At 38.4% G+C, this 24,803-nt stretch carries 21 protein-coding genes and 2 pseudogenes; 2 read left to right on the top strand and 21 right to left on the bottom strand.

From position 1 onward, the window contains the following. Positions 1 to 92: 92 nt before the first annotated feature. From AC1M89_RS04525 to AC1M89_RS04480, 10 genes and pseudogenes are all read right to left on the bottom strand, one after another. The gene (locus AC1M89_RS04525) at positions 93 to 245 is read right to left on the bottom strand and encodes a transposase (RefSeq protein ID WP_481591441.1); all 153 of its coding nucleotides are present in this window, start codon (positions 243 to 245) and stop codon (positions 93 to 95) included. Between the two features lie 3 nt (positions 246 to 248). Further along, positions 249 to 563 (bottom strand): transposase, encoded by a 315-nt coding sequence (locus tag AC1M89_RS04520; protein WP_481591352.1) that lies wholly within the window; start codon positions 561 to 563, stop codon positions 249 to 251. A gap of 106 nt (positions 564 to 669) precedes the next feature. Next, a complete protein-coding gene (locus AC1M89_RS04515) occupies positions 670 to 906 on the bottom strand; it encodes a helix-turn-helix domain-containing protein (RefSeq protein ID WP_481613965.1) in 237 nt (78 codons plus the stop codon). A gap of 375 nt (positions 907 to 1,281) precedes the next feature. Continuing rightward, a pseudogene (locus AC1M89_RS04510) lies at positions 1,282 to 1,577 on the bottom strand (type VI secretion system Vgr family protein); the annotation flags it as partial. A gap of 56 nt (positions 1,578 to 1,633) precedes the next feature. Continuing rightward, entirely contained in the window at positions 1,634 to 2,752 is a 1,119-nt protein-coding gene (locus AC1M89_RS04505) for a hypothetical protein (RefSeq protein WP_481613964.1), read from the bottom strand. A gap of 122 nt (positions 2,753 to 2,874) precedes the next feature. Continuing rightward, positions 2,875 to 3,801 (bottom strand): hypothetical protein, encoded by a 927-nt coding sequence (locus tag AC1M89_RS04500; RefSeq protein WP_481595901.1) that lies wholly within the window; start codon positions 3,799 to 3,801, stop codon positions 2,875 to 2,877. Continuing rightward, positions 3,801 to 4,082: a hypothetical protein gene (locus AC1M89_RS04495; protein ID WP_481595900.1), complete on the bottom strand. Its 282-nt coding sequence runs from the start codon at positions 4,080 to 4,082 to the stop codon at positions 3,801 to 3,803. The genes AC1M89_RS04500 and AC1M89_RS04495 overlap by 1 nt, the downstream gene beginning before the upstream one ends. Positions 4,083 to 4,298: 216 nt before the next feature. Continuing rightward, the gene (locus AC1M89_RS04490) at positions 4,299 to 5,405 is read right to left on the bottom strand and encodes an Imm72 family immunity protein (RefSeq protein WP_481613963.1); all 1,107 of its coding nucleotides are present in this window, start codon (positions 5,403 to 5,405) and stop codon (positions 4,299 to 4,301) included. A gap of 11 nt (positions 5,406 to 5,416) precedes the next feature. Next, on the bottom strand, positions 5,417 to 5,893 hold the full coding sequence (locus AC1M89_RS04485; protein ID WP_481595898.1) for a hypothetical protein: 477 nt from the start codon (positions 5,891 to 5,893) through the stop codon (positions 5,417 to 5,419). Between the two features lie 51 nt (positions 5,894 to 5,944). Next, positions 5,945 to 6,283 (bottom strand): hypothetical protein, encoded by a 339-nt coding sequence (locus AC1M89_RS04480; RefSeq protein ID WP_481595897.1) that lies wholly within the window; start codon positions 6,281 to 6,283, stop codon positions 5,945 to 5,947. Positions 6,284 to 6,442: 159 nt separating this feature from the next. Here AC1M89_RS04480 and AC1M89_RS04475 point away from each other — a divergent pair. Continuing rightward, positions 6,443 to 6,631 (top strand): annotated as a pseudogene (locus tag AC1M89_RS04475) (4Fe-4S dicluster domain-containing protein); the annotation flags it as partial. 87 nt (positions 6,632 to 6,718) lie between these two features. Here AC1M89_RS04475 and AC1M89_RS04470 read toward each other — a convergent pair. From AC1M89_RS04470 to cxpE, 11 genes are all read right to left on the bottom strand, one after another. After that, the gene (locus AC1M89_RS04470; RefSeq protein ID WP_481595896.1) at positions 6,719 to 7,867 is read right to left on the bottom strand and encodes an Imm72 family immunity protein; all 1,149 of its coding nucleotides are present in this window, start codon (positions 7,865 to 7,867) and stop codon (positions 6,719 to 6,721) included. Between the two features lie 3 nt (positions 7,868 to 7,870). Further along, entirely contained in the window at positions 7,871 to 9,385 is a 1,515-nt protein-coding gene (locus tag AC1M89_RS04465) for a hypothetical protein (RefSeq protein ID WP_481595895.1), read from the bottom strand. Then, entirely contained in the window at positions 9,382 to 12,255 is a 2,874-nt protein-coding gene (locus AC1M89_RS04460; protein ID WP_481613962.1) for a type VI secretion system Vgr family protein, read from the bottom strand. The genes AC1M89_RS04465 and AC1M89_RS04460 overlap by 4 nt, the downstream gene beginning before the upstream one ends. 259 nt (positions 12,256 to 12,514) lie before the next feature. After that, the gene (gene ahpF / locus AC1M89_RS04455) at positions 12,515 to 14,080 is read right to left on the bottom strand and encodes an alkyl hydroperoxide reductase subunit F (RefSeq protein WP_481590248.1); all 1,566 of its coding nucleotides are present in this window, start codon (positions 14,078 to 14,080) and stop codon (positions 12,515 to 12,517) included. A gap of 171 nt (positions 14,081 to 14,251) precedes the next feature. Beyond that, complete coding sequence (locus AC1M89_RS04450; protein WP_481613961.1) at positions 14,252 to 15,172, bottom strand: hypothetical protein; 921 nt, start codon at positions 15,170 to 15,172, stop codon at positions 14,252 to 14,254. A 17-nt stretch (positions 15,173 to 15,189) separates the two neighbouring features. Beyond that, positions 15,190 to 16,320, bottom strand: coding sequence for a toxic anion resistance protein (locus tag AC1M89_RS04445; protein WP_092766783.1), 1,131 nt, complete (start codon positions 16,318 to 16,320; stop codon positions 15,190 to 15,192). A gap of 8 nt (positions 16,321 to 16,328) precedes the next feature. Next, on the bottom strand, positions 16,329 to 17,111 hold the full coding sequence (locus AC1M89_RS04440) for a tellurium resistance protein (protein ID WP_481613960.1): 783 nt from the start codon (positions 17,109 to 17,111) through the stop codon (positions 16,329 to 16,331). Between the two features lie 128 nt (positions 17,112 to 17,239). Continuing rightward, complete coding sequence (locus tag AC1M89_RS04435) at positions 17,240 to 19,651, bottom strand: CSLREA domain-containing protein (protein WP_481608702.1); 2,412 nt, start codon at positions 19,649 to 19,651, stop codon at positions 17,240 to 17,242. Positions 19,652 to 19,663: 12 nt separating this feature from the next. After that, complete coding sequence (rbtA, locus tag AC1M89_RS04430; RefSeq protein ID WP_481597225.1) at positions 19,664 to 21,454, bottom strand: rhombotarget A; 1,791 nt, start codon at positions 21,452 to 21,454, stop codon at positions 19,664 to 19,666. A 179-nt stretch (positions 21,455 to 21,633) separates the two neighbouring features. Next, complete coding sequence (hda, locus tag AC1M89_RS04425; protein ID WP_035266869.1) at positions 21,634 to 22,341, bottom strand: DnaA regulatory inactivator Hda; 708 nt, start codon at positions 22,339 to 22,341, stop codon at positions 21,634 to 21,636. Positions 22,342 to 22,356: 15 nt separating this feature from the next. Continuing rightward, entirely contained in the window at positions 22,357 to 23,580 is a 1,224-nt protein-coding gene (gene cxpE, locus AC1M89_RS04420) for a chloramphenicol efflux transporter CxpE (RefSeq protein WP_481613959.1), read from the bottom strand. Between the two features lie 135 nt (positions 23,581 to 23,715). Here cxpE and purM point away from each other — a divergent pair, with 135 nt between their 5' ends. Next, positions 23,716 to 24,786 carry a phosphoribosylformylglycinamidine cyclo-ligase gene (purM, locus tag AC1M89_RS04415; RefSeq protein ID WP_481609778.1) on the top strand — a complete coding sequence of 357 codons (1,071 nt, stop codon included), beginning with the start codon at positions 23,716 to 23,718 and terminating at the stop codon, positions 24,784 to 24,786. Positions 24,787 to 24,803: the final 17 nt, after the last annotated feature.

The raw sequence follows: 24,803 nt of genomic DNA, 5'->3' as shown, positions 1-24,803 counted from the left end.
ATTTCAGATATTCAACATTCACAGTAATCACTAACACTTAGTTTCTAATGTATTAACTTTAATACTAGTAAACAATAGGGTTCTTTCATAAATCATTTTTTACTCAGTTCTAAATTATAAATCCCTGCGATTAAACTGAATCTTAATCCCAATCTTTTGCCACGGTTGCGATATCGCTCAGCAAGGATTTTGAAGGTCTTCAAAGTCCCAAATACATGCTCAATCCCAATTCTTCTTTTATTGATTTCTTAATTGTAAACTTTTAGCTCAGGTTCTAGTTTACAGTGCTTTTTTGCTTTTAATGGCAATAGACTATTTGGATACACCGTATAAATCCCTTGATAGCCTTTATCTGCAAGGATAAAAGACCCTTTAGGAATTTGATTCAGGTTATGTTTGAAGAGCTCGAAATCATGTACTGCACCACGACTCGTACATAAACTCAGAATTTGCTGAGTCTTATAGTGGATGATGGCTTGTACATTGAAAGTATGAGCTTTCTTCTTACCACTATAGCTTTTCTTCTGTTTTTTTAGGTCTTTGTATTGGAATTTCTGTGGCATCTACGATCACCACATTCCAGTCGATACTTTCGCCTTCAGGCAAACTCTTGGGTAAATTAAATAGATTGGACTTGATCAGGCAATCCTCTACGTGGCGGACGATTCTTTAAGCAGTAGGCTCTGACACACCATAACTCGTTGCGCCATGAAACAATGTTCGATATTCACGCCAATAACTTAAGCACAGAAGGATTTGATCTTCTACACTTAACTTAGATGGTCTACCTTTAGCAGGTACAAGCATTTTTAGCTGTTTAGCCATTAAATCAAAGGTTGACCATGAGATGCCTGTATATCGCTTAAACTGTGTTTCAGAGAGCTTCTTTGAATCAATGTATTTCATCCGCAGATTATGCATGAAGATTTAAAATTCTTCGGTACAAATAATCAACTAAAGATAGATCAGTTTTTGATTTATGAAAGAGGTCTATTATTGACGTATCAAGAGGAATATCCTGAACTAACTCTTCTATTTCTTGATTATTCAAAAATAAAGTTGATGTGCTCATTTACAAATCCTAATTAATAAGCTATTTAATTTCTTCCACGACCATTATTAGATGAATTACCGTGAGGCTTATCATCGTTAGATTCTGGTGACTTATCTTCAGGATAACGAAACAACGGTAACTTAAATCCTTCACCAACCGTAATACCACTAACTCTATTTATTGTTTAGATTGATTATTTAATTTGCCATATTCATCAAATTGTTTTTCTGGTTGATCTCCCCATCTACACTGAGATGTATATCTTCATTGCTTTCTATGGCAATGGAACTTGGTGAAGCCAAGAGCATGATCGCTTGTTTAAACGTAGCGGCTTTGCTTTGGTCTTCGCTCTCTAAGTTTTTGAGGTAGTCCTGTAGGTTTTCGAGTAAGCTCAGTGGATCAGTTTGTTGATTTTTTGCCACTTCACTGATGTCTTTCGCTTGTTCCTGTTTGTAGGTAGAGATGAGTATACCTTCTCCTGCACGCACTGCCCCCTTTGATCTGTTCTGAGTTCAAAGATTTCATCATAAGGGGTAGCATGACAAAGCGTTCAATTAAATAAAAGCCTAGAATGAATTTCTATTCTTCACCGTCATATACCCAATATTCTTCGCCCCAGTCTTTGCTAGATTTATTCATTATGGTTCCTTTGGTGAAATACAGTCGTTTTGCTTTATCATTAGATAAAATCCAATAACCTGTTCTTGGGCATAATTCTCCCCCTATAACTTTTAAATCAGGTGTAGCAAAAGTATCTACATCCTCAACCCCAATATCTTCAAACTCACCTTCTATTAACTCAACGAAATACCAGCTAGAATCAAAGCTAGTAAATGCATTTCTTGAGATTAATGATGGGGTTAGTTCCAATTGTACTTCTCGATCTGATTTTAAATAATCCCAATCATCTTCTATTCGCTTATTTTTAATATTTTCAATTGCGAATGCCCTTAACTCTTCAGAAGGAGTCCATGCTGTATATTCATTAAACTTAGAAAATAAGTCCTTTCCTAAAGCATTTAATGTTTCACACTCTTCTAATTGCCCACGTGTAAAACTATTTTCATCGCGATAAGTCCAAGCAAATTGTGGTACGCCATATCGATCACCCACAGGAATATATACCCCTGTTTTTGGAATAATTTCCCCACTATTTACACGTATGTCTGTACGAAGCTTAAATTTAGGTACTTTATATTCAAAAATTCCCAGTTCTTTAATCACTTCAAATAAACCATATAAACTCCATGATCTTGGAGGCTTTACGCAAGAGTCGTAATAACTACATAATCTGTATAATTCATCAAAACGCAATTTAAAATCAGCTTCTTCTTCTTCTGACATCCAGTTCGGTCGAAACTCACCTAACATACGTGCTGTATTATATGCAGGTGTCCAGCCATATTTTTCCTGTTTCGTTTCTTCAATAATTCTGATTAGACCTAATCTGAAATCGAGTAAAGATGGGTAAGCATAGGTACTCCAATTAGCTGAAGTATCCCCCATTCCCCAACCTTCTTGCAATAAAACACGGTCACGATACTGCTGATCAGCTAAATCAATTACTCCACCCGTATATTGAATCAAATCATCCAGTTTGGTCAGTAACATTTCCAAATAAGGTTGTGAAGTAACATAATAGATTAAGGCAACTGATTGTTTTTGAAAACGAGTTAATTTAGAACAGCTTCTAAGCATAAGTTAGTCATCACTATCAAACTACTAAAACTCCTTATCCCAATCAGATTTGATCTCAGATAGAATTTTACCTTCATCAAAACTTTATCATTATTTTGACAATCCAATCTTTTATATATAAATTATTTCTTATTAGTAACTTCTAAATACCAAATCGTTTCTCCCCAGCTATTATTCTCAATCTTCGGAAATACTTCTCCCTGTTCAAAATAACGGGATTGCAATTGATTTGCAGGACTCCACCAATTACCTGTCTGTTGACAAGTCTGCCCAGCAAAACCTTTTAAATTTTCAGCTTGAATAGTCTCAGATGACCCACCCTCGTCTGCAATTCGTTCAACCAATACCCATTCCGTATCTTCCTCATGATCATATTGTGGGCAATCTGGATCAAGTCCCACTAATGCTTCTATCGCATCATGCCCTTTAAGCAGCAGCTGTGCACTTGCTTCCTGTATTTCAGGAATGTAAATACCATCCTGTGGCACAGTTTCGCCTGTTTTTACCGTAACATTTTGGTTTAACTTATATATTGGTAAAGATGATGGTAAGTTTAACTCTCCTAAATAATCTGAATCATAGTCTTCTTTTAAAAAAGTCATAGGCCAGCTACCAAAAACTGTAGCTTTAATATTAGATGATAACTTACTAGCTTTACTTTGCCATTGATCAAATAAGGCTAAATTACCCTCATCCATCCAATCAGGGAAATAGTCTATTCTTTGATTTCTAAAGTCAGTCACCACATTCCCTGCATATTGCAAAGCAGATAAATCACCCTCTAATAAACGTTTATATCCATAATTCAAGCTCTCAAGAGTTGATCTGAAATTAGGCAATACATGCTCACCCCAAACTATGTCAGGTTGTTGTGAAATATGTTGATTTCGATAATCATAAGGTAAATCCTGCATAAACAGCTCAAGTGCATTTTCCGCTGCGTCGAGCATATTTTTAAAAGCATCTACCAGTTCTTTAAAATATTCAGCCGAACTATAGCGTTCAAGTAGGAAAATTTCCTGCGGACGAATTTCAGATGATTGCGACATTATTTTTTATCTCCATACCAATTCTGCTCTAAACGCGGCACACCAACCATGCTGGTTTTCGTTTCAACAATTAAACCACTGTCATAGCCCCAAGGGGTTGCTTCACGCTTACTTACATTTGCTCGTACTAAATCTTTTGGGTCCAGAACAATTTGTATGCCACCACCTTCAAGTACAAATATCTCGCCTTTGCTATTCACTTTTTCAACTTTACCCGCACTATTTTTAAAAGTCTGACTTGCGGCTGGACCTTCCCATACATTGATCCCACCCCTTGGCACTCGGTATTTAACAACCTCACCATTATGATTCCATGATGCAAATACCGCAAAATAGCGTCGCCAATCGGCTTTACTCTACTTGGGTTGTGCCTGAGGGTACGGGTGGTCCGAACTATCCGAATATGTAATCTCGTTTGAGATCAAAAAAACCCGCGAAAGCGGGTTTTTTATTAAACTTCCATCAATGCGAAAGTTTTCACCTTGAGCGATATAGTTTTATTCTTCTCCATCAAACTGCCAGTACACCTCGCCCCAATCACTTTCATAATTTGGAAAGATCTCACCCTGTTTAAAGTATTGCCGTGAATTTGATTTCGCTGTTGTATACCAATAGCCAGCTTTAGGACAAACCTGCCCAGCCGCTATACTTAATTTTTCAGTTGATTCAGTTTCGGGTTGATTGGATTGTTTTCCTATATTTTCTATATCAAAAATATAATTCTTTTCTTCCTCGGGTATGGTTCCATCTATATAGCGATTGTCTTCCCAAATTAAACGCCATTTAACATCGTACCAATCATCGCTCCCTTCCAATTTATATTGGGTTGCTTCTGTCCCTTCTAAAAAGTAGTTTGGACATCCAACATAAATATTATAGTCAGAATCATTGGTTAATTTTTGATAGACAGGTTTTTCGAACCATGGTTCATAAATGCCTGAAATTTGGATTTCTTCACCTGAATGAATTTGACCTTTGGAGCTTTCATTATAATTTGGGCAAGGGATGATCGGTTCAACGATTTGCTTACATGGTGGCCAGTTTAGTTTACTAAATAAAGATTCATAGCTCCATTTCTTATAATAAATTCGATTATTATTTGGTACATCATATGAAACGTTATACAAAGTATTAACTGTGATACCCTCCATAGCTCTTGCTATCAATAATTTTAAAATATGTCGTGTGTGGTCATGTTCAATAAAAATATTTCCATTTGGCTCTTGACCTATGCCTAGGTTTTGATAAAAAACATCATATAGCAAGCCATGTTCATCACCATAGCGACCAAAAATCCTCCCCTGAATATTCCCTTCAAAATAAAGATCATATGCTTCTTTTTTGAATTTGCTTTTTCTCAGTTCCGTTAAACCTTTTTCTGTATCACTTAGATCACTCAAATAATATAATAATTCTTCTTCATGACTCTCCTTAAAGCCTTCAGGTTCATTCAATAAGTTTAGAGGAGGATGCCTTAATTGTTGCTCAAATGCGTCTACAAATTTTTTCTCCAGTTCATATGCAACATATAAATACCGATAACTGGTATATTTTTTCATGAGATAAAAAGTTTGGTCTCTCGCTTTCTGATCAATGATATACATCATAAATTCCCTTAATTCGCCTTACTTTGCTCATGCTTAGTATTTGCTCGACCTGTCGCAGACACACCACGAGCTACCTGACCCTGTTGAACAGTTTTCTGTGCTTTTTCTCTTGCCGCCAAATACGCAACCGTATCTTCTAATTTTTTTGGAAGAATGGCATCATTCCAATTGGTTTTTTGAATTTCGATCATTTTATCGATATACGCTTTAATTGGTGCATTATCAGAATGCCTAAAATCAATATAAATTTGCTTTTCCCCTCCAGGTAAAAGTAATTTACTTCCTTCCATCTTATCCATATCAAATTGTTCTGCGACTTTACCTTCCCATGTTTTAAGTCCCTGCCAATTCTTAGGAACGGGAATTCCTAATTTTTTCAACTCGGCAACTGTAGGGATACGATCTAAGGAAACAAATATTCCATTCTTCGACCAGCCACTTTTTACTGCATAGTCGAAACGCCATGCTGTGCCATTATGTGGCATTTTGTCTGCCCAATATGCTCCAGACTTATTTGGATATCGTTTATCTATGATTCACTTCCAATCAATTTTTGTGCCCGGCTTATATATATTAGCTTCAATATTGGCACTCTTACTAAAAGAAGCAATTACGTCATATTTTTTACTATCTGTATTGTAAAACTTTCTTAAATCTGGCCATCCGTCCTTATGATTATAGTGACTTAAAGATGCTGGTTTATGCCCTTTACTTGGAATCGTTTTTCTAGCAGTAGAAGCTAAACGTGCTTCCGTGGTTAAAACCTTAGTTTCTCCACCACCTATCTTTGCACCAGCTTTATTCATCTGGTTGATCATTTCAGATCGAACTTTATTTAATGCACTATCCAACTCTTTAATTGCAGAACGAATCATTTTATCTGCGAGTTTGGCAAGTTTATCTAACTCAGGTAAAAATGAGTTTAATTGTTGTTGTACATGCTTAGGTAGAACAACGCCCGTTTTTGATAAGAAAAACTGAATCGAGGATTTTAATGGCGCAATAAAATTTTTAAACTCGGATAAAATCTTAGTGAGCCTGCTCAGCGCTACTGCCCTGCTGGTGTATACGAAATCATGGAAAATGATGATAGTTCTAAGCGTTTCCAAATTAATGCTGTGAACTGTGTTCACTGTAAGACTTGTGATATTAAAGATCCGTCACAGAACATCACTTGGGTTGTACCTGAGGGTGCGGGTGGTCCGAACTATCCGAATATGTAATCTCGTTGAGATCAAAAAAACCCGCGAAAGCGGGTTTTTTATTAAACTTCCATCAAAGCGAAAGTTTCCACCTTGAACGATATAGTTTTATTCTTCTCCATCAAACTGCCAATACACATCTCCCCAATCACTTTCATAATTTGGAAAGATCTCACCCTGTTTAAAGTATTGCCGTGAATTTGATTTCGCTGTTGTATACCAATAGCCAGCTTTAGGACAAACCTGCCCAGCCGCTATACTTAATTTTTCAGTTGATTCAGTTTCGGGTTGATTGGATTGTTTTCCTATATTTTCTATATCAAAAATATAATTCTTTTCTTCCTCGGGTATAGTTCCATCTATATAGCGATTGTCTTCCCAAATTAAACGCCATTTAACATCATACCAATCGTCAGTACCATCTAACTGATATTGAGTTGCTGTAGTACCTTCCAAAAAATAGTTAGGACAACCTACTTTTCCATTAATTGGCAACCATGGCTCATAAATACCTGTGATATATACTTCTTCACCCGTAGCTATTTCTTCTTTTGAGTCTAAATTAAAAGGTGGACACATAGGAATCGGTTCAGGATAAACTCTTAACGGTGGCCATTCTTTAGAGAAAAAAATTGTCTCATATGACCATTTTATTGAAGCCCGCATAGTCTCTTTATCTAAATATGCAAAAGGATCACGATCTGTTTTAACAGAAGCTAGAGATCTTGTACACAGACTGCGCAAACTTAATGCAATCAAAACTAAATTTACATAATTAGAGTGATCCACCTTAGTGGATACAGAATACATTCTAGGATCTATTGGCATAAAAAGATCAGTACTTTTTGAATATCCCAAACCCAGCAAAATATAAAAAGGATCATCAACAATACCATTTTCATCAGCATATCTATCAAACATTCTGTCTGAAATGTCAGGTCCTAAGAATGTAATATAAGCTTCTTTCTTATATTTTGTTGTCTTTAATAAATTCAATCCTTGTTCTAGTTGAACCATTTTCTCCAAAAAATGAATATATTCTCCTTCGTGTCTTTTTTGTAGGTGATCTGAGAATTGGTGTTGAAGCACTTTTTTCGGTGGATTTCTTAATTGTCTTTCAAAAGCATCTAAAAATTGTTGGTATAAGACACGTATCTGATCTAAAAACGTATAACTCGTGTATTTCTTAATTAAATAAAATGCTTTATTTCGTGATTCTTGCTCTTGCATTGGTGCCATAAATTTTGGGTTTAACATAGATTAACGCTTCTCAGTCTGTTTATTTTGTTGATATTCAACACCTGCACGTGTAGTTGAAGAAATTCCTCTTAATACTTGACCTTGTTGTACAATTTTCGCTGATCGTTCACGCTTTTCCAAATACTCCACCATTGTTTCACTTTGAGTTGGTATTTTTGAATCGTTCCAGTTTGTCGGTTTTTCTTTGAGGATTTTATCGATGTATTCTTTAACAGGTAAATTATGAGGATCTCTAAAGTTTATAAAAATTTGAATATCACCACCCGGTAGTAACAGATTAGTAGCTTGATGACCTTTTTCTAAGCTACTCTCATTATCAAGCTGTTCTGCAATCTTTCCACGCCAGACACGTAAACCATCCCAATCATCAGATACTCTTATGCCTAACTTTCTCATTTCAGCAATAGTAGGTACATGATCTAAAACAACATAAGCACCATTAGTACTCCATGCCCCTTTTACTGCACAGTCCAAACGCCACGCTTTACCATTTTCTGACATTTTTTCTGCCCAATATCCCCCAGATTTGCTAGGATTTACTCTTTCGACCACTCGAAATAGTGGAACTTTTGAACCTGCTTTTAATAATTTAGGTTGAATTGGCACTTTAATACTAAATGAGTGAATATCTGGAAAAATTTTTTCACCTAGGGGACCATCTTTTTTATATGCCCTCAAATCTGGCCATCCCTCTTTATGAATATAATGACTCAATGGTGCAGGTTTATGCCCTTTGCTTGCAATCGTCTTTTTTGCCGTAGAGGCTAAACGTGCTTCTGTGGTTAAAACCTTAGTTTCTCCACCACCTATCTTCGCACCAGCTTTATTCATCTGGTTGATCATTTCAGATCGGACTTTATTTAAAGCACTGTCCAACTCTTTAATTGCAGAAGGAATCATTTTATCTGCGAGTTTGGCAAGCTTATCTAACTCAGGTAAAAATGAGTTTAATTGTTGTTGTACATGCTTAGGTAGAACGACTCTCGTTTTTGATAAGAAAAACTGAATCGAGGATTTTAATCGCGCAATAAATTTTTTAAACTCGGATAATATTTTAGTTTGGTATTTTGAAAATTTAAGTGCGTTTATAAATTTAATTGGGTCTCCATAACCCATTTTTCTTAAAAAAGCCAAAATTGCAATTGCTACTTCTGCGGCTTTACTGGCATCTTTAATCACAGTAATGAGTAAGCGCCCAATACCTTTTAACACACCACCAAATATTGGAATGAGTGGCAATAAACACAAAATAATACTAACCCAGTTCAGGACTTTATTTTTCTCTTGTTCACTACCTGCCATGCGATTTGAAATAGCGATTAAATCCCTAACAGCTGTGGCTTCACCTGCGACAGGAAACATACTAATAACTGCATCAAATACGATCTGACCTAAAGTTGATTTTTCGTTAAATTCACCTTGTAAGGCTCCACCTACCCAACTGCCGGCAGCCTTGGTATTCGACCAAAGCTCTGAACCAATTTGAATTATAGCTATTTTATTTTCTGCACTCATTTTTTAGAATCCTTAAGTGCTTGTTGGTATGATTCTTCTAGATCTGAGATGTTCCAATCTGCTTTAAAATTAATATTTTCTTCTGCTTGTGCTACAACTTCATAAGATCTAGCATCTTCCCCAAAAATAATCTCTGCTTCACCATCAGGCGCATCTCTTATATCAGCTATCCCTTCATCATTAGTCACACCTGAAAATATCTGACCATTTGCGTATTTCATTTTAAAGTTTACACCTTTAACAGGCTCATCATCATGATATTTAATTGCAATCTGTTGTCTTATTTCATTTGGCATGAGTGGAAAATTCAACGGCACCTTTGCTCCCCCCACAAATTGATGCTGCCCTGCCTTAACCTCAAACTTACCAGCTGTGGTCGGTAAAACTCCCGAACTGCTAATTTCAATCTGTGAGCCACCACCGATCAACACTATTTTTTTTGCCGCTTTAATTTCAATTCGATCTTCCGTGGAAATAATCTGCACACCCTTTCTTGCAATCAGATCAGCACCATCCCCTTGAGCTTGAATCTCGATCTTGCCTTTGCCTGCATAGACTCGTGCCCCTTCTTGCGCGGCAAATAAGCTGATCTTTTTGCTGGCATGTCCGATGATGCTGTCTTGCGTGCTGGTGTTAATGCTTCCTTGCGCAATCTGGTTGATCTGCCCATCTGCACTGAGGTGGATGTCTTCGTTACTTTCTACGGCAATTGAACTTGGTGAAGCCAAGAGCATGATCGCTTGTTTAAAAGCCGCGGCTTTGCTTTGGTCTTCGCTCTCTAAGTTCTTGAGATAGCCCTGTAGGTTTTCGAGTAAGCTCAGTGGATCAGTTTGTTGATTTTGTGCCACTTCACTCAAAGCTTTGGCGTTGTTTAAGCTACTTTCGAGTTGTTGTTTGGCTTCGCTTGCATCGAGATGGTTTGCTTTGGCTTGTTCTTGTTTGTAGGTGGAGATGAGTATGCCTTCGCCCGCTCGTACTGCACCCCATTGGTCAGTTCTGAGTTCGAAGCCTTCGCCGCGTCCTTCACTTTCTGCTGTTGCTTTGGGATGACTGAGATTCCCTAGGTTGAGTTGGCTCGCCCCGTGGGTGTTTTGCAGTTGGGTGGAGATTTGTCCTGTGGTGTCATCAAAGCGGAGTTGTCCATAGCCTTCGCCTTGGACTTCTTTACTTTTAATCCCTGCGAGTTTTTTGGTGTCCGGCAATTGGCCTTGACTGTCAAATCGGGTTGGGCTGCGTTGGGCTTCATGTAGGCGGCCCACCACAAAGGGACGGTCGATGTTGCCGTCAAAGAAGTCGATGACCACGATTTCATTGATTCGAGGAAGGAAGCGTGCGCCATAGCCTTCGCCCGCCCATGGGGTCAGTACATCGACCCAAGCTGAATCGGTGTCGTTGTTGTTACTGCCGGCACCGCCATCAAATTGGTGGTCTTCTGCTCGGGTAAATAGGAAGCGTACTTTGATGCGTCCCCATTCATCGACATGGATTTCTTCTCCTGCAGGTCCCACCACTTTGGCGCGTTGCGGATGGGTGCTAGGTCGATGTTGTAGTGGGTTGTATTCGGGTACGGTTTTGATGTTGCGTCGTTGTAGGATGAGTTCGCTGGCTTGGCGTTCTTGATCCTTGTGGGTTGCTTGGTTGGTGTTTGTCTTGTGTTTTGGCGTCCATTGGCTGCGTTGTAGCAGTTGTTGGACTTGTTGGTCTAAGTCTTTGGGTAGGTTGTTTTGGTTGTAGTAGCGTTTGCCAACAATGAGGAATTCTTGATCAACTCCGCTGTGTTGTTCAATTTCTGGATGGCCATCGAGTTTGAACCAGTAGCCGACTTGGCTGTCTCTGACGCTGGCTTTGGCGATGAATTGTTTGCTTTGTCCAGCGTAGTAGTCGCTGAGGTGTTGGTTGAGTTTTTCAACTTGGCCGTTACCTGAGGCGGTGGCTTGGTCTTCGCCTTTGAGGTCTTGGATCCATGCAGGGCTGATGTGCCATGCTTGTTCGAGGCCTAGGCTGGCATTGTCTTGGTGGTCACTGTGTTGGTGTTTGCTTTGGACTGAGCCTGCGCCTTCTTCTTGTTCGAGGGCTGTGGCTTGCCAGCGTTGTAGGTGGACTGCGGTGGGTTGTAGGCTACGTTGTCCGATAAAGCTGGTGATGGTATCAAATTGTTCTGTCGCATCACTACGGTGGTAGCGGATGTTGCGTCGGTTAAGGGCTTGGTATTGGCTGTTGTCGTCAATCAGGCGGAGCTTTTGTGCTTCAATCGGGCTGTTGTTGCTCGGTACAATCGGTTGGGCTTCATCAATGAGCCAGTTAATGCCTTCACTGCGTAGTAAGCGAGTCAGAAAGTCGTAGTCGCTTTCGTTGCTTTGCATGATGAAGGGTCGGATGTCGTATTGTTGTTGCAATCCACTGTGGTCTAGGCTGAGGCTAGAGGCAAAGAGTGGGCTTTTGTTTTGCCATTCTTCAAAGAGAATTTCCACCACTTCGACCACGGATTTGTTCATAAATACGCGGCTGTTGCGGCGTTTGTGCCACAAGTTTGTTGCATCGTTGAGCGTGAGTTTGTAGAGGGTCAGTGCCCCATCGCTTTGTCCTTGTGAGGCTTCGGTAATGATGCCAGTGGTTCTAAACAGGGTTCCTTGATCGGTGACTTGATCGACGGCCACTTGTGTGCCGATGAATTGTTTGAGTGGAATTAAGGCATTGGTCGAGAGACAGATGAGTTCTGCTTGCACGCCTTCGTTAAGGGCATGGCTGCCATCGATGCGTTGTAGGAAGACTTGGCTATTCAGTTGTGAATGACTGAATTGGATGTGGAGGGCTCTGTTTTGGGCGGTTAGGCCGAGCTGTTCCAATGCCGAAAAGATGTTGGCAAGCATGGTTATTATCTGTCTTTTATAATTTAGTAAGGCTAAAGAATTTCTTAATATTTAAACAAAAAACAGACACGATAAACAGGTCCTGTTACACAAAACACCCATTTATTGTGAAATAAAATTACAAATAAAATATATATTTGATTTAACAAATAATATAAAGCAAGGGAATGATTACAAAAAAAAGAGGCTGAAGTGTTAGCATCTTCAACCTCTGTAAACTACAAAACTAAGAACTTCTTATTTAAAGAATATGATTGAACTACTGTCCAGAACGAATGATGTAATCAAACGCTGACAGTGATGCTTTCGCGCCTTCACCAGTGGCAATGATGATTTGTTTATAAGGTACTGTTGTACAGTCACCCGCAGCAAATACACCTTTTACATTGGTTTCGTTGCGATCGTTAATCACAATCTCACCACGGTTGGTTAACTCAACTTGAGTTTCTTTTAAGAAATCCGTGTTGGGTAACAAACCGATTTGTACGAAGATCCCCGCCAATTCGACTGTGTGTTCTTCATCCGTCGCACGATCTTTGTATTTCAGTGCAGTCACTTGTTTGCCATCACCGACCACTTCCGTAGACAACGCATTTTTGATGACAGTGGTATTTGGCAAGCTGTTCAATTTATCTTGAAGTACTTGGTCAGCACGCAGCTTAGTATCAAACTCAACTAAAGTGACATGCTCAACAATACCCGCAAGGTCAATTGCCGCTTCAACACCAGAGTTACCACCACCGATCACAGCCACACGTTTGCCTTTGAATAATGGACCATCACAGTGTGGGCAGTACGCAACACCACGTGTTTTGTATTCTTGCTCACCTGGTACATTCATTTCTCTCCAACGAGCACCTGTAGACAGGATGACCGTTTTCGATTCAAGTTTTGCACCATTCTCTAAAGTCACTTCAACTAAACCGTTGGCAGTTTCATCCGCACCTTTGATGTCAGACACACGTTGTAGGTTCATGATGTCGACACCGTATTCACGAACATGTGCTTCCATTTCAGCCGCAAACTTAGGACCTTGCGTCTTTTGCACTGATGTGAAGTTTTCAATATCCATGGTGTCCATGACTTGACCACCCATGCGCTCAGCAACGATCCCCGTACGGATACCTTTACGAGCGGCATAGATTGCAGATGTGTTACCTGCAGGACCACCACCGATCACAAGCACGTCAAATGCATCTTTGGCATTGAGCTTTTCAGCATCTTTCGCAGCAGAATTAGTATCGAGCTTCGCAACAATCTCTTCCAATGTCATACGACCTTGACCGATATGTTCGTTGTCTTGGAACACCATTGGGACAGCCATGATTTTGCGTTCTTCAACTTCGTCTTGGAAGAATGCACCATCAATCATGGTTGCTGTTGTGCCAGGGTTGTAGATTGCGATCAAGTTAAGTGCTTGAACCACATCTGGACAGTTATGACAGCTTAAAGATACGAATACGTCAAAGTCAGATTTGATTTCTAAAGCTTTGATGGATGCCAATACTTCATCAGATACTTTTGGTGCATAACCAGAAGTTTGTAGCAATGCCAAAATCAAAGAAGTGAACTCATGACCCATTGGTAAGCCTGCAAAGAAGACACGCGGTTCTTCACCTGCTTTTGCAATACCAAAGCTCGGCGCACGTTTATTTTGACCATCAAAACGAGCTGTGACGAATGGAGAAAGTGCAGCCACTTCTTCCACAAGTTCTTTGATTTTTGCGGATTTGTCTGAATCATTTAAAGTCGCAACCAATTCGATTGGACCTTCAAGGCGTTCTAAAAGCGTTTTTAATTGAGCTGAAGTATTTTGATCTAACATTGCTAACGTCTCCAAAGGAGTAATATTTATTTGATAAAGCTATATTAGAAGAAATACAAAAATAGGTAAAACAGTTAATTTACATAAAGACTATCGAAAAATTGAATTAAAAAATCATCCAATTAAGAATGAATGATTCTTTTATGATGATCGTAACAGTACAAACTTTAACTATATCTCCAAACGTTGAGTGATCGTTTGAATTCTGCTTTTAAAACTACGAGCTAATCCAAAGAAAATAAGCATTAACAATAACATGATGGCTGAGAACACCATTAATATCATCTTGACGACTTCTGAAATTTGTCGTGCCTGATTTGCTCGATGATCTATCGCTTTTGCCCAAGGAGTAATAGATTGACCATAAACTTGTTGCTGCATTGACCATAACTGCTCTGCATTAAAACCATATTCGACAAACTGTTTTTCATTTCTTTCAGCTTGCGCAAGTCGAGCTAAATATGTAGTTGCTAGCTTGGTATCTTCAGGTTTGTGAATCAAAGCCACTTGCGCAAGGACGTAGGCTTGTATAATTGGATTGACCTGTTGTTCAGTCATGATGACAGCAATCTGACTTTCGTGAATCGATTTATCATAATGACTTAATTGATATTGTTGTTCCAACGACTCATCATTCAAGTCATATTGAACATAGGTCAAACCTGACCAAATTAAAATGACAGCAATTAACCAACCAACAAACTTAAGTACAAATGATTGAAAGCGCACATAGAAAAAACGTATTTTCTTTAAAAAATGAACGATAAAAAAAGCACCAATGACTGAGCTAAATACTTTTAGAATGAACCAACCTAACCAAGATATCAAATTAAAAAAATAGTCAGGCTGATGTTGGTACACGTTTACGACTTCATCTAAACTATGTGGCAAATGAAGCTGCTGAACAGTTTCACTCATACCCATAAAACCATAAATCATGTCCTGATGAATAAAAAGCGACACAACTGAAATAATGAGTACACTGGTACTCAAAAATCCCCATAAATTAAGTATGCGATTTCGTTTGTACAATTCAGGCAATCTTTTCTGAATCTCAGTCTGCGCCACAAGATATTCATTGGTTTTATTCAAATTTAAACCTCAAGAAATTAGTGTTTTGGCTGATTTTGACTCGAATCCAAAACAAGTTGTTGAAGATTTCCTTGCAAAGCCTTAATACGGATTGATGCCTCTTCACGTTTTTGCATCCCTTCTTTCTGAATACTAATAACATCATTCACTGTTTTAATGAGGGTATTTTGAACATGTTCAAGTGTTTCAATGTCAATCACTGAGCGTTGATTTGCTCGAGCAGTATCTACTGAGTTCTGGTGTAATAAATCTGCATTTCGTTTAAGTAACTCATTCGTCGCATCATCAATAGTATTAGCCAATTGGACGCTATTTTTTTGTTCCTGTAATGAAATCGCTAAACTAATTTGATTTTTCCAGGCAGGAAGCGTGATATTTTTTATCGCATAAAACTTATCAACCAACATTGAATTATTTGATTGAATAATTCGAATCATCGGTAATGTCTGCATCGCAGATTGTTGCAATACCTGTAAATCACTCACTCTTTTTTCCAAGTTGTTTGCTAAGTGATTTAAGTCGTAGATTTTTTGATTAGTTTGCGCATCTTGTTCTAGCGTACTTAATTCAGCTATTTGCTCCTGAACTTCTTGTTGTTTAATTTTCCCTGCAGCAATATAAACCCCTAATTGTTTATATTCGTCCTGCACACCATCAAACATACGATCCAATGTATTTACACGGTCTTTTAACCCTTGTTGAGAGGTTTCAATTTCTTTAACTAAAGCATCTATTTGTTCTTTAGTGGTATTGAACTTTTGATCAAAACTCTGTTTAGCACCCTTAAATCGATTTAAGATACTACCCAAGAAGCCTGAACTTTTAGCAGGACTTAAAATACTGTTTGTATTGAGCTGTTGAGCCACTGTAACGACTTCATTTAACTTTTGACCTGTTGCATCCAAATCTTTATTTTTAACTAGATCCAGTAATTCATCCGTATAAGTCGCTGTTTTAGTCGCGATATTTTTCCCATATTCAGCAACCGTAGCATGATTCATATCAGCTAGTTCTTGGTGAACTGATTCGACTGCTGCAAGGTCTGACGTCGTCAACCCAATTTCTTTTAAATCTAACTTGGAAAACTTTTCCTCCGTAGAGATTAAGCTTAAGGATTCATTTTTCTTTTGAATTGGAAAATCAGACATAACACACCTTATTCTTTAATTAGTGATTTTTTTAGAGATCGAATCAGTTGTTCGCGACTTTGATCTAACTTTTCAATATCGACTGCGCCATTTTTAATTTGAGTTTGCTCAAGATGATATTGCCAAGCTGGGATTAATACTTGCTGCGCTTCACGAAAACGATCCGTCAGAGTTAATGAAAGTTGTTGAGTCAATTGCATTTGCATGAGAGAAATATCATTGTTTGCTTGTACCGACTCTAATGTTTGTATTTTTTTAGCCAATCGCTCCTCAAAGTTATCGAGTGGATGGCGATGATGAGAAAAATCTGTGTATTCTGTTAAAAATTGTCTTGCTGCTTGAATGTAGCGCGCCATTTGCTCTCTTAAACCAACTGCTTGCTGAAATCGAGAACTAGACTTTTCGATTTCAATGTGAATACGTTGGGACAGCTGATCAGCATCTAGAATGAGTCTATCTAAATCACGAATATAAGAAATTTGACCCGCACCGAACTCCAAATCCAGACCTAACCACTTTTGGAGAGCATTAAATTTTTTTTGTTTTAATTTCTTTTTGGATTGATTCAATTTTTGAATAATATCTGAAATTGTTTCGCTTAATTTTTTATTTAAAGTGGGGTCTATACCTACCAATAGAGCATTTTGTGCCTGCACAATATGTTCAGCATATAAATTAAGTTTAGACGAATCAGTCAATAAAGGAACAAGATCATGCCTCTTAATTGAGAGCAAATCCGAAGGATTAACTTCAATTTGATTTAAGGGTATAAGCTCATTAAAAGATGACATTGGTGTAATTTAAGAAAGTAATCAGCAATCTTCAAATGTAGCAATAAACTGTTCAAAATATACTAATTTTTTGCAAAATATTACACAAAATCAAACACAAAAAAAGCCAGCAAATGCTGGCTTTTTTATTAATGAGGTTTAGATTTTCTCATTCTAAGCCAACTTAAACCAATGAGTCCTAAAAGCCCAAACCCACCTAGGCTACCCCCTCCACTCGTACGAGAACTTCCAGGCCCTGTTTCCGTATTTAGAACAGCTAATGTTCCCTCACCTGATGAAGCGCCGTCTGCGTCCAATACTGAGTACTTAAGATCATAGGAAAAGACATCCAAATTATTGTTCAACTGAACTCGAATGTTTCCACCATAGCACTTTTTAAAACGGTCATTAGCACATGGCTCTACCCGATCTGCGATAATTGAAACGGGATTCGGTACTCTTGCAAAATAAATTGATACCTCATCCCCATTAGCATTATGGTAAAACTCCTTTTTATTTGGAGGATTGATTGCATTTCTGTTGCCATCACCAGCATCACTCGCTTCAGCCAGTAAATTTACACTGATTTGAGTCGATTTTTTTGGATTGATTGTATATTCCACACGTTCAGGAACAGTTGGCACGATATTGATAAAATTACCAATTAAATATGCACTTGATGTTTTTTTACTGTCGCTTTTTGAAGTAAGCGTATATGTACAGAATTCAGAGTCTCCACTCGGTGTTATGCGACCATCTGTTCTATACATGACTATTTGCTTAAGCTGCGGTTTCCACTCACATTTCAACCGCTCATCAAACTTACCTAAGAACGTTTTATCGATATCTAATTTCCCAACTCCCACAACCTCAACTTTGACATCATAATTATCAACATTAAGATGCTCAATTTTTCGCACCGTACCATCAGGAGAAACAATTTCATCCGGTAAATTCAATTTAAATGGATCGAACAAAATTGGACGATATTGATTAAGATTATTTAACTCATTCAAAAATGCTTTTTGATCGGTGAGCTCCTTATTATAATAATCAATCACTTCTTCTTTGGTTTCAGGATCGGCAATAGCATCTTCGAATGCTTTAATTCTATTCTCAGTTGATTTCTTTATCTGAACCAGTGATTCATTTGCTTTACTTAAATTGGAAACAGTCAACTTTAAGGTTTCTATTGCACCAATATCGCAAGTATTGGGAGTCGCATCTAAACTGTTGAGTGAGTCTAATCCAATCCGATTAATACCTCGTTGATCAAGCAGCGAACAACCATCAGTACCAAAATCAACTAAATCTGTACCACTCGAATTAATCTTCGGAAAAAAGACAGGATGAAAGTTAGTATTCTCATCATTAACTGGTAACGATGTTGAAAACAGATCATTGATACTCAATTGACTAACATCAAGACTATTTTTTTGTGCATTTTCTGACGCTTTTGCTGGTAGATCACAGTCTATAGATGGATTACTCAGTGGAATAGCATTTGCCAATAATTCAATACCTGCTGACTCAACTTGGCTCACATCACCGTGACTATATATACAGGCTTTAGCCTGATTAAAACCTATCACATTATGATTTAAGGCTTTTGCACCTGTATTTCCATACCAAAGCACAGATCGCGCGGTATTCGCGATAATCGTATTACTATCGAGCTTCAAAATAGAATTGGGACTCAAATTTATTTGACCCCCATCTGTTAAACGATCACTAAATTGAAAAATTTGACCTTGTGTAGTATTTAATACATTGGAAGATATTGTATTTGCTTGCAATTGAGTTGTAGGTTCACCACAAAATGAGAATAAACTGTTTGAAGCTGTATTTCCATTTTCGGTAATAGACATACGGGATAAATCAATCTTACGACGTGTGAACACAAGATTATCCAAACAAGACATCGCTATAACAGCGCCTTGCTGAGCTGTATTACCACTCACCCACCCGACCGAATAACTTAAAGAGCTATCACTGTCATTCAAAAATATCGCTCCACCTCTTAATGCAGAAGAGCTAGTGATATTTACATTATATAAATCAGTCTCGCCTCCCAATAGCAAAGCGCCACCGTTGGTAGATGATTTACCATTTCTCAGCTCTATATTTCTTAAACTCAAACTCGGTCGATTTAGATTGGTCGTATTAAAAATGCGATATGTATTTTGACCATTAATTATAGTTTGAATTTTAGTTTGCGCAGGATAACTATTTGAAATGACATTCGGTTTGGAATAATCGACAGGCTCTTTACCCCTAATAATCACTGAAGAAGTTGGCTGAAGCTCTGCATTCAAGCTATAGGTACCAGCTTCAAGCTGAATAATGTCAGTTTGTACTCGATCCGTATTACCTTTAGCACAACCTCCATAAGCTCGATTAGTCGAAGCAGCCGTCAACGCTTCTCTGAGTGAACACTTTGCATCATTAGTACCGTCTTCATCATCAAAGGTAGTGACATAAATTATTGTATCTTCAGCAGCCATCAATGACATTGCAGAAAGGACTGCTAAGGTCAAAAAAGCTTTTCTACTTTTCAACATACGGTTACCTTATTATTTTTTTCTACGTATCGCGATTAAAGTCATCAGACCTAATACGGAGATTAGACCTAGCCCCCCACCAGAAGTTTTTACTTTATCGCTTGTATAAGTATCTCTGGGGTCTTGTTTAATGACAGTTGGAATTTCGATATAAGGATTCATTGACTCATTTAACTGACGTGTAGATACAACGACCAAAACTTTAAAATCATCAGTTCCGTGCCAATTCCCTTGAGGTGTATACGTAAACTCTCCATTTTGGAGTAGTTCAGCTTTACCTTTACTAGGAGAGTTATTTTGTTGGATGATCATACAGCCCGCTTGCCATTCTTCTTTTTTCGGATGAGGTCCGACTAAGGCATCACATTGACTAGCAGGTATTAGCTCACCATCTCCTAGAAAATCATTAATATTTAACTTAACAATCTCTCCGTAAAAGATATCCTTGCCAAATCTGCCTGAAGACGTACTTGACTGAATAAGTTCGATTGCGCCTCGATCACACAAAATACGATCCTTACGTGCGTTGCCACGCTGATCAACTGTTTCACATGATGTACCATTTGAATCTGGTCCACGATTAATGATCGGAGAATCTGTCAATTGTCGATAACTAGGCAACACTCTTGGACGGAAATATCCTAAAGCATAGCCAGAATAGACTTTGAACGGACATAAAATGCCAGATGAATTAACATCACATTCACCTTCTACATCAGTCCCAGCTAATAATGTGCGCTCGCCCAGTTTTTCTGAAGCTGTGCCCTCACAACCAAAACCATATAAATTATTGTTTAAATTTGATTGATCGATTGCAGTCTCTACACGGCAGTCTCGATTGCCATTTTTTGCAATTATATTGTTAGTAAGCGATGCCTTCTTAAACGGTGCATTAAAAACCAAGCCAAAATCATTAAAGACCAGCGTATTGTTATTAAGCGCAATACCATCCTTCACATTGATAATATAGCCCTTATTATTAAAAATTGTTGAATTAGTCACTTTGGCATAATTGAGATTGGTCACCTTAGTTTCGTCTTCACTCAACACTTTATGGCTATAGATTGCGAAACCTTCTGAATCTGTTGTTTTATTACCTTTAATAACAGAAGCACTAATGTCAAAATCAGGATATTCACTATACAAAACAGCACCTTGTTGTGCTTGATTGTTTTCCAATAACGAATTAACTAAATTCACTCGCGCGGAACGAATTTTGCTGGTTTCGGATTCAATAAATGATTCAACATTATAAATCGCACCGCCAAAATTCGCTTTGCCATTGATAAGATGGCTTTTATCAAATTTTAGCCGTTCATAATTGAGAATTAACCCACCTTTGTCTTTGCATACTGTTGCGGCACAACCTTGCAAGGTAATTTCGTAAAATTCCACACCAATTGCAGCATCTCTAATTTCATCATCAGCTTTAGGACGAATTCGCTCAATATGGAAAATTCTATCAGTACCCTTCATTGTTATGACGGCATTTTTTGTACCAGGAATATCGTCGACAATGGTAGTTTCATACTGCGTTCTAAAAACCATCGGTTTAGAGATGCGAACTTGCTCGTTTAGGAGATATTCTTTCGTAGATAAGATAATATTATCTGTGGCATCTTTACCACCACAGCCATTGAGACCTGCTTCAGGTTTACCCTGATTAATATATTCAATTGCTTCACGCAACGAACATTGATCATCATTTTTGGTGATATCTTCAGTGGTCGTAACCACAATATCTGCACTGAATACATGCCCTGTTGCACACAACAATACAAGACCTAAGCCCCGTCTGAGCATTACCATCTCCTTAATTTTTCTTTATTTTTTTAAGTAGCGAACTTTAATTATGTAGCGCTATTTGTCCATTTTGACTAATCTGTCACAAATTTTTAGAATTCTCAATTATTTTTAAGTAAAAAATTGCCGAGTTCAGATAAAGTCTACATTTTGAGTTTTGAATAACATTTAAAAAGCATTTAAGCACTATACTGATCGATGAGCGCGTAGATTTGCTTAAGGGTTGCGTTGGATAGCTTAACTTTTTCACCCTGTAGTAACTTTGATAATTGATCAACCGTTTGTAATAAGGTACTGGTCTGTATCGGGCCATTGGTCAGCAGATAATCAATAATTAAAGGATCAAAATGCACACCTTTACGATCTAACACAGAATGTAATAAGGCATAGCGGTCAGCATAGGATTGACCTGTTGGCACTTTAACACTCACCGCTTGAGTTAATCTCGACTGAAGATCTGGTAATTCAAGTTTCAGTTCAATTGGCGCAGATCTAGATGAAAAGACTAGTTGTCCTCCACCATCATTATTATTATTTATTAAGTGAAATACCGCTTTTTGCCAATGCGGTACACCACTGATCGCTTCAATATCATCTAGTGCGACCAAATCATAACGATCCAATGAAGTAATCGCCTCAATTGGAGCATCGAGCAATTCTAGCAATGACACTTTAATTGCAGATTTCCCCACATCTAGATATGAGTCACATATTGCAGTTAATAAGTGACTCTTACCTGTGCCCGCCCCGCCATAAAGATAAAATCGATTCATTAATCCAGCATGAAGTTGGCGAACTGCATCAATGACGGGTCCCCAACCTGGGCCGGAAAAATCACTGATCCGTGCATCAAGTTGAGGTTCTATATCAAGTTGCAGTTGCCGCATAAATGCTTGGTCACCTTAAGGTTCTTTATTTTGTTTCTGCACATCGATTTTTTCAGATGTTGCAATATCTTGTTGATTATTGATTGATTGTGGTTTGAGATCAAGCTCAATATCAACCTGATCGGTTTGGATTGTAATTTCACCACCACCATGATCAGCTACGGCAACAGGTGGCGTACCATAAATTGTACTCCTTTCATAAGTGTCACGTGCATGTCGGAGCAGTACCACTATTACAGCTGCAACAGGTAATGCAATCAACATACCCAAGAAACCAGCCAATTGTGCACCAGCCAATACAGCGAATACGACCGCTACTGGAGAAAGACCAATTTTATCTCCCAATAAGAATGGCTGAAGCACATAACCTTCAACAGCTTGCCCTACCATGAACACCACTGCAACTAAAAGGAGTTGAGTCCAATCCATACCAAATTGGAAGAAAGTTGCTATCACAGCAGCAATAATTCCTACTGCAAATCCTAAATATGGGATGATACTTGCCAAGCCTGCAATCATGCCAATAATCAAACCAACTTCCAGACCAATCAGTTGTAAACCAACAGCATAAACAATCCCCAAAAGGATCATCACGAGGAATTGTCCTTTTACAAATGCACCTAGTACGCTATGGCATTCACCTACGATTTCAAGCGTTGAAGCTTCATAAGGACGTGGAATGAGTCGACGCAAACTATTGAGCATTCGATCCCAATCTAAGAGGAAATAAAATGCAATAATTGGAATCAGTACAATTGTCCCACCAATCTGAATAAAATTCAGACCAGATTGTGCCAATTTGAGTGCCATCGCTTGGATACTGTCAGCACTATAATTGGTTTGAACATACTCCATAACAGCTGCTGAAATCTGATCTACATCTAATTCTAGTGGCACTATATTGAAAGTATCTGATAACCACGGTAAGAAGCTATAATTTACCCAATGAACTACTTTCGGGATACTGGATTTAGCATACATCAGCTGTTCCCAAATTAATGGAACCAAATACCACATTGCCCATGTGATCACGACACCAATACCAACAAATACCAAACTGATAGACAACCAACGAGGTAAACCTATCTTATGCAATCGATCAACCAATGGACTGAAAAGATAAGCTATTAAAAATGCACCAATAAATGGGATTACGACCGGTTTTAATAAGTATAAAATCCAGAGAAATAAAGCTATCCCTGCAAGGATAAAAACACGGCGTAGGGTACGATCTACCATAGAAACTCGCCTTTTTTAAGATTATTCGTTATGTAAAGGAAAATATTTTAGTAAAGATAACATTTTAGTGCATAAATAACATAAGAGTTTCGTATATTCGGGTTATAATCCCCGCGCGAATGCGGAGACTTCAATATGAGCAACTCAACTTCTACCCCAAACACTGGTTTAAGCTACAAAGATGCAGGTGTCGACATTGAGGCGGGCGACGCGTTAGTCGATCGTATCAAATCTGTCGCTAAACGCACGACTCGTCCTGAAGTAATGGGCGGTCTTGGTGGCTTCGGTGCACTTTGTAAAATTCCTAAAGGTTATGAAGAACCTGTTCTCGTATCTGGCACAGACGGTGTTGGTACAAAATTACGTTTAGCATTGAATTTAAACCGTCATGACACAATTGGTCAGGATTTGGTTGCAATGTGTGTGAACGATTTACTTGTCTGTGGTGCTGAACCACTCTTCTTCCTTGATTATTACGCAACTGGTCACCTCAATGTTGATGTCGCAGCAAATGTAGTGACAGGTATCGGTCAAGGTTGTCAACTTGCTGGATGTGCGTTGGTCGGTGGTGAAACTGCTGAAATGCCAGGCATGTATGAAGGTGAAGATTACGATTTAGCTGGTTTCTGTGTAGGTGTTGTAGAACATAGTAAAATTATTGATGGCTCTAAAGTTAAAGCTGGTGATGTATTAGTTGGTGTTGCTTCAAGCGGCGCACACTCTAACGGCTACTCTCTTCTTCGTAAAATTTTAGATGTAAAAAATGTTGATTTAACTCAAATTGTTGATGGTCGTCCACTTGCTGATGTTGCAATGGAGCCAACTCGTATCTACGTTAAACCTATTTTAGAGCTTCTCAAACAGGTTGATGTTCACGCGATGGCACACATCACAGGTGGCGGTTTACCAGGTAACTTACCTCGCGTATTACCAAATGGTGCCCAAGCTGTAGTAAACGAATCTTCTTGGGAATGGCCTGAGCTGTTCAAACTTCTTCAACGTGAAGGTGGTGTAGAACAATTTGAAATGTACCGCACATTCAACTGTGGCGTAGGTATGGTTCTAGTTGTTGATGCTGCTGAAGCTGATAAAACAGTTGAATTCTTAAATCAACTCGGTGAAAAAGCATGGACAATGGGCCACATTGTTGACAATGCTGAATCTGTCGAAGGTGCAGACGAAAAAATTCGTGTGATCTTCGCTTAATCAGTTTATTGTTAAAA

The sequence above is a fragment of the Acinetobacter sp. ANC_7635 genome (assembly GCF_056779945.1).
Note: the sequence above shows the minus strand (reverse complement) of the source record. Positions and strands in the feature narration are given on the sequence as shown.

What these genes read in the sequence shown, in the direction of transcription:
- AC1M89_RS04520 (WP_481591352.1), bottom strand. Translation starts at nt 563, where the DNA reads ATGCCACAGAAATTCCAATACAAAGACCTAAAAAAACAGAAGAAAAGC.
- AC1M89_RS04515 (WP_481613965.1), bottom strand. Translation starts at nt 906, where the DNA reads ATGAAATACATTGATTCAAAGAAGCTCTCTGAAACACAGTTTAAGCGA.
- AC1M89_RS04505 (WP_481613964.1), bottom strand. Translation starts at nt 2,752, where the DNA reads ATGCTTAGAAGCTGTTCTAAATTAACTCGTTTTCAAAAACAATCAGTT.
- AC1M89_RS04500 (WP_481595901.1), bottom strand. Translation starts at nt 3,801, where the DNA reads ATGTCGCAATCATCTGAAATTCGTCCGCAGGAAATTTTCCTACTTGAA.
- AC1M89_RS04490 (WP_481613963.1), bottom strand. Translation starts at nt 5,405, where the DNA reads ATGTATATCATTGATCAGAAAGCGAGAGACCAAACTTTTTATCTCATG.
- AC1M89_RS04485 (WP_481595898.1), bottom strand. Translation starts at nt 5,893, where the DNA reads ATGCCACATAATGGCACAGCATGGCGTTTCGACTATGCAGTAAAAAGT.
- AC1M89_RS04480 (WP_481595897.1), bottom strand. Translation starts at nt 6,283, where the DNA reads ATGATTCGTTCTGCAATTAAAGAGTTGGATAGTGCATTAAATAAAGTT.
- AC1M89_RS04470 (WP_481595896.1), bottom strand. Translation starts at nt 7,867, where the DNA reads ATGTTAAACCCAAAATTTATGGCACCAATGCAAGAGCAAGAATCACGA.
- AC1M89_RS04465 (WP_481595895.1), bottom strand. Translation starts at nt 9,385, where the DNA reads ATGAGTGCAGAAAATAAAATAGCTATAATTCAAATTGGTTCAGAGCTT.
- AC1M89_RS04460 (WP_481613962.1), bottom strand. Translation starts at nt 12,255, where the DNA reads ATGCTTGCCAACATCTTTTCGGCATTGGAACAGCTCGGCCTAACCGCC.
- ahpF (WP_481590248.1), bottom strand. Translation starts at nt 14,080, where the DNA reads ATGTTAGATCAAAATACTTCAGCTCAATTAAAAACGCTTTTAGAACGC.
- AC1M89_RS04445 (WP_092766783.1), bottom strand. Translation starts at nt 16,320, where the DNA reads ATGTCTGATTTTCCAATTCAAAAGAAAAATGAATCCTTAAGCTTAATC.
- AC1M89_RS04440 (WP_481613960.1), bottom strand. Translation starts at nt 17,111, where the DNA reads ATGTCATCTTTTAATGAGCTTATACCCTTAAATCAAATTGAAGTTAAT.
- AC1M89_RS04435 (WP_481608702.1), bottom strand. Translation starts at nt 19,651, where the DNA reads ATGTTGAAAAGTAGAAAAGCTTTTTTGACCTTAGCAGTCCTTTCTGCA.
- rbtA (WP_481597225.1), bottom strand. Translation starts at nt 21,454, where the DNA reads ATGCTCAGACGGGGCTTAGGTCTTGTATTGTTGTGTGCAACAGGGCAT.
- hda (WP_035266869.1), bottom strand. Translation starts at nt 22,341, where the DNA reads ATGCGGCAACTGCAACTTGATATAGAACCTCAACTTGATGCACGGATC.
- cxpE (WP_481613959.1), bottom strand. Translation starts at nt 23,580, where the DNA reads ATGGTAGATCGTACCCTACGCCGTGTTTTTATCCTTGCAGGGATAGCT.
- purM (WP_481609778.1), top strand. Translation starts at nt 23,716, where the DNA reads ATGAGCAACTCAACTTCTACCCCAAACACTGGTTTAAGCTACAAAGAT.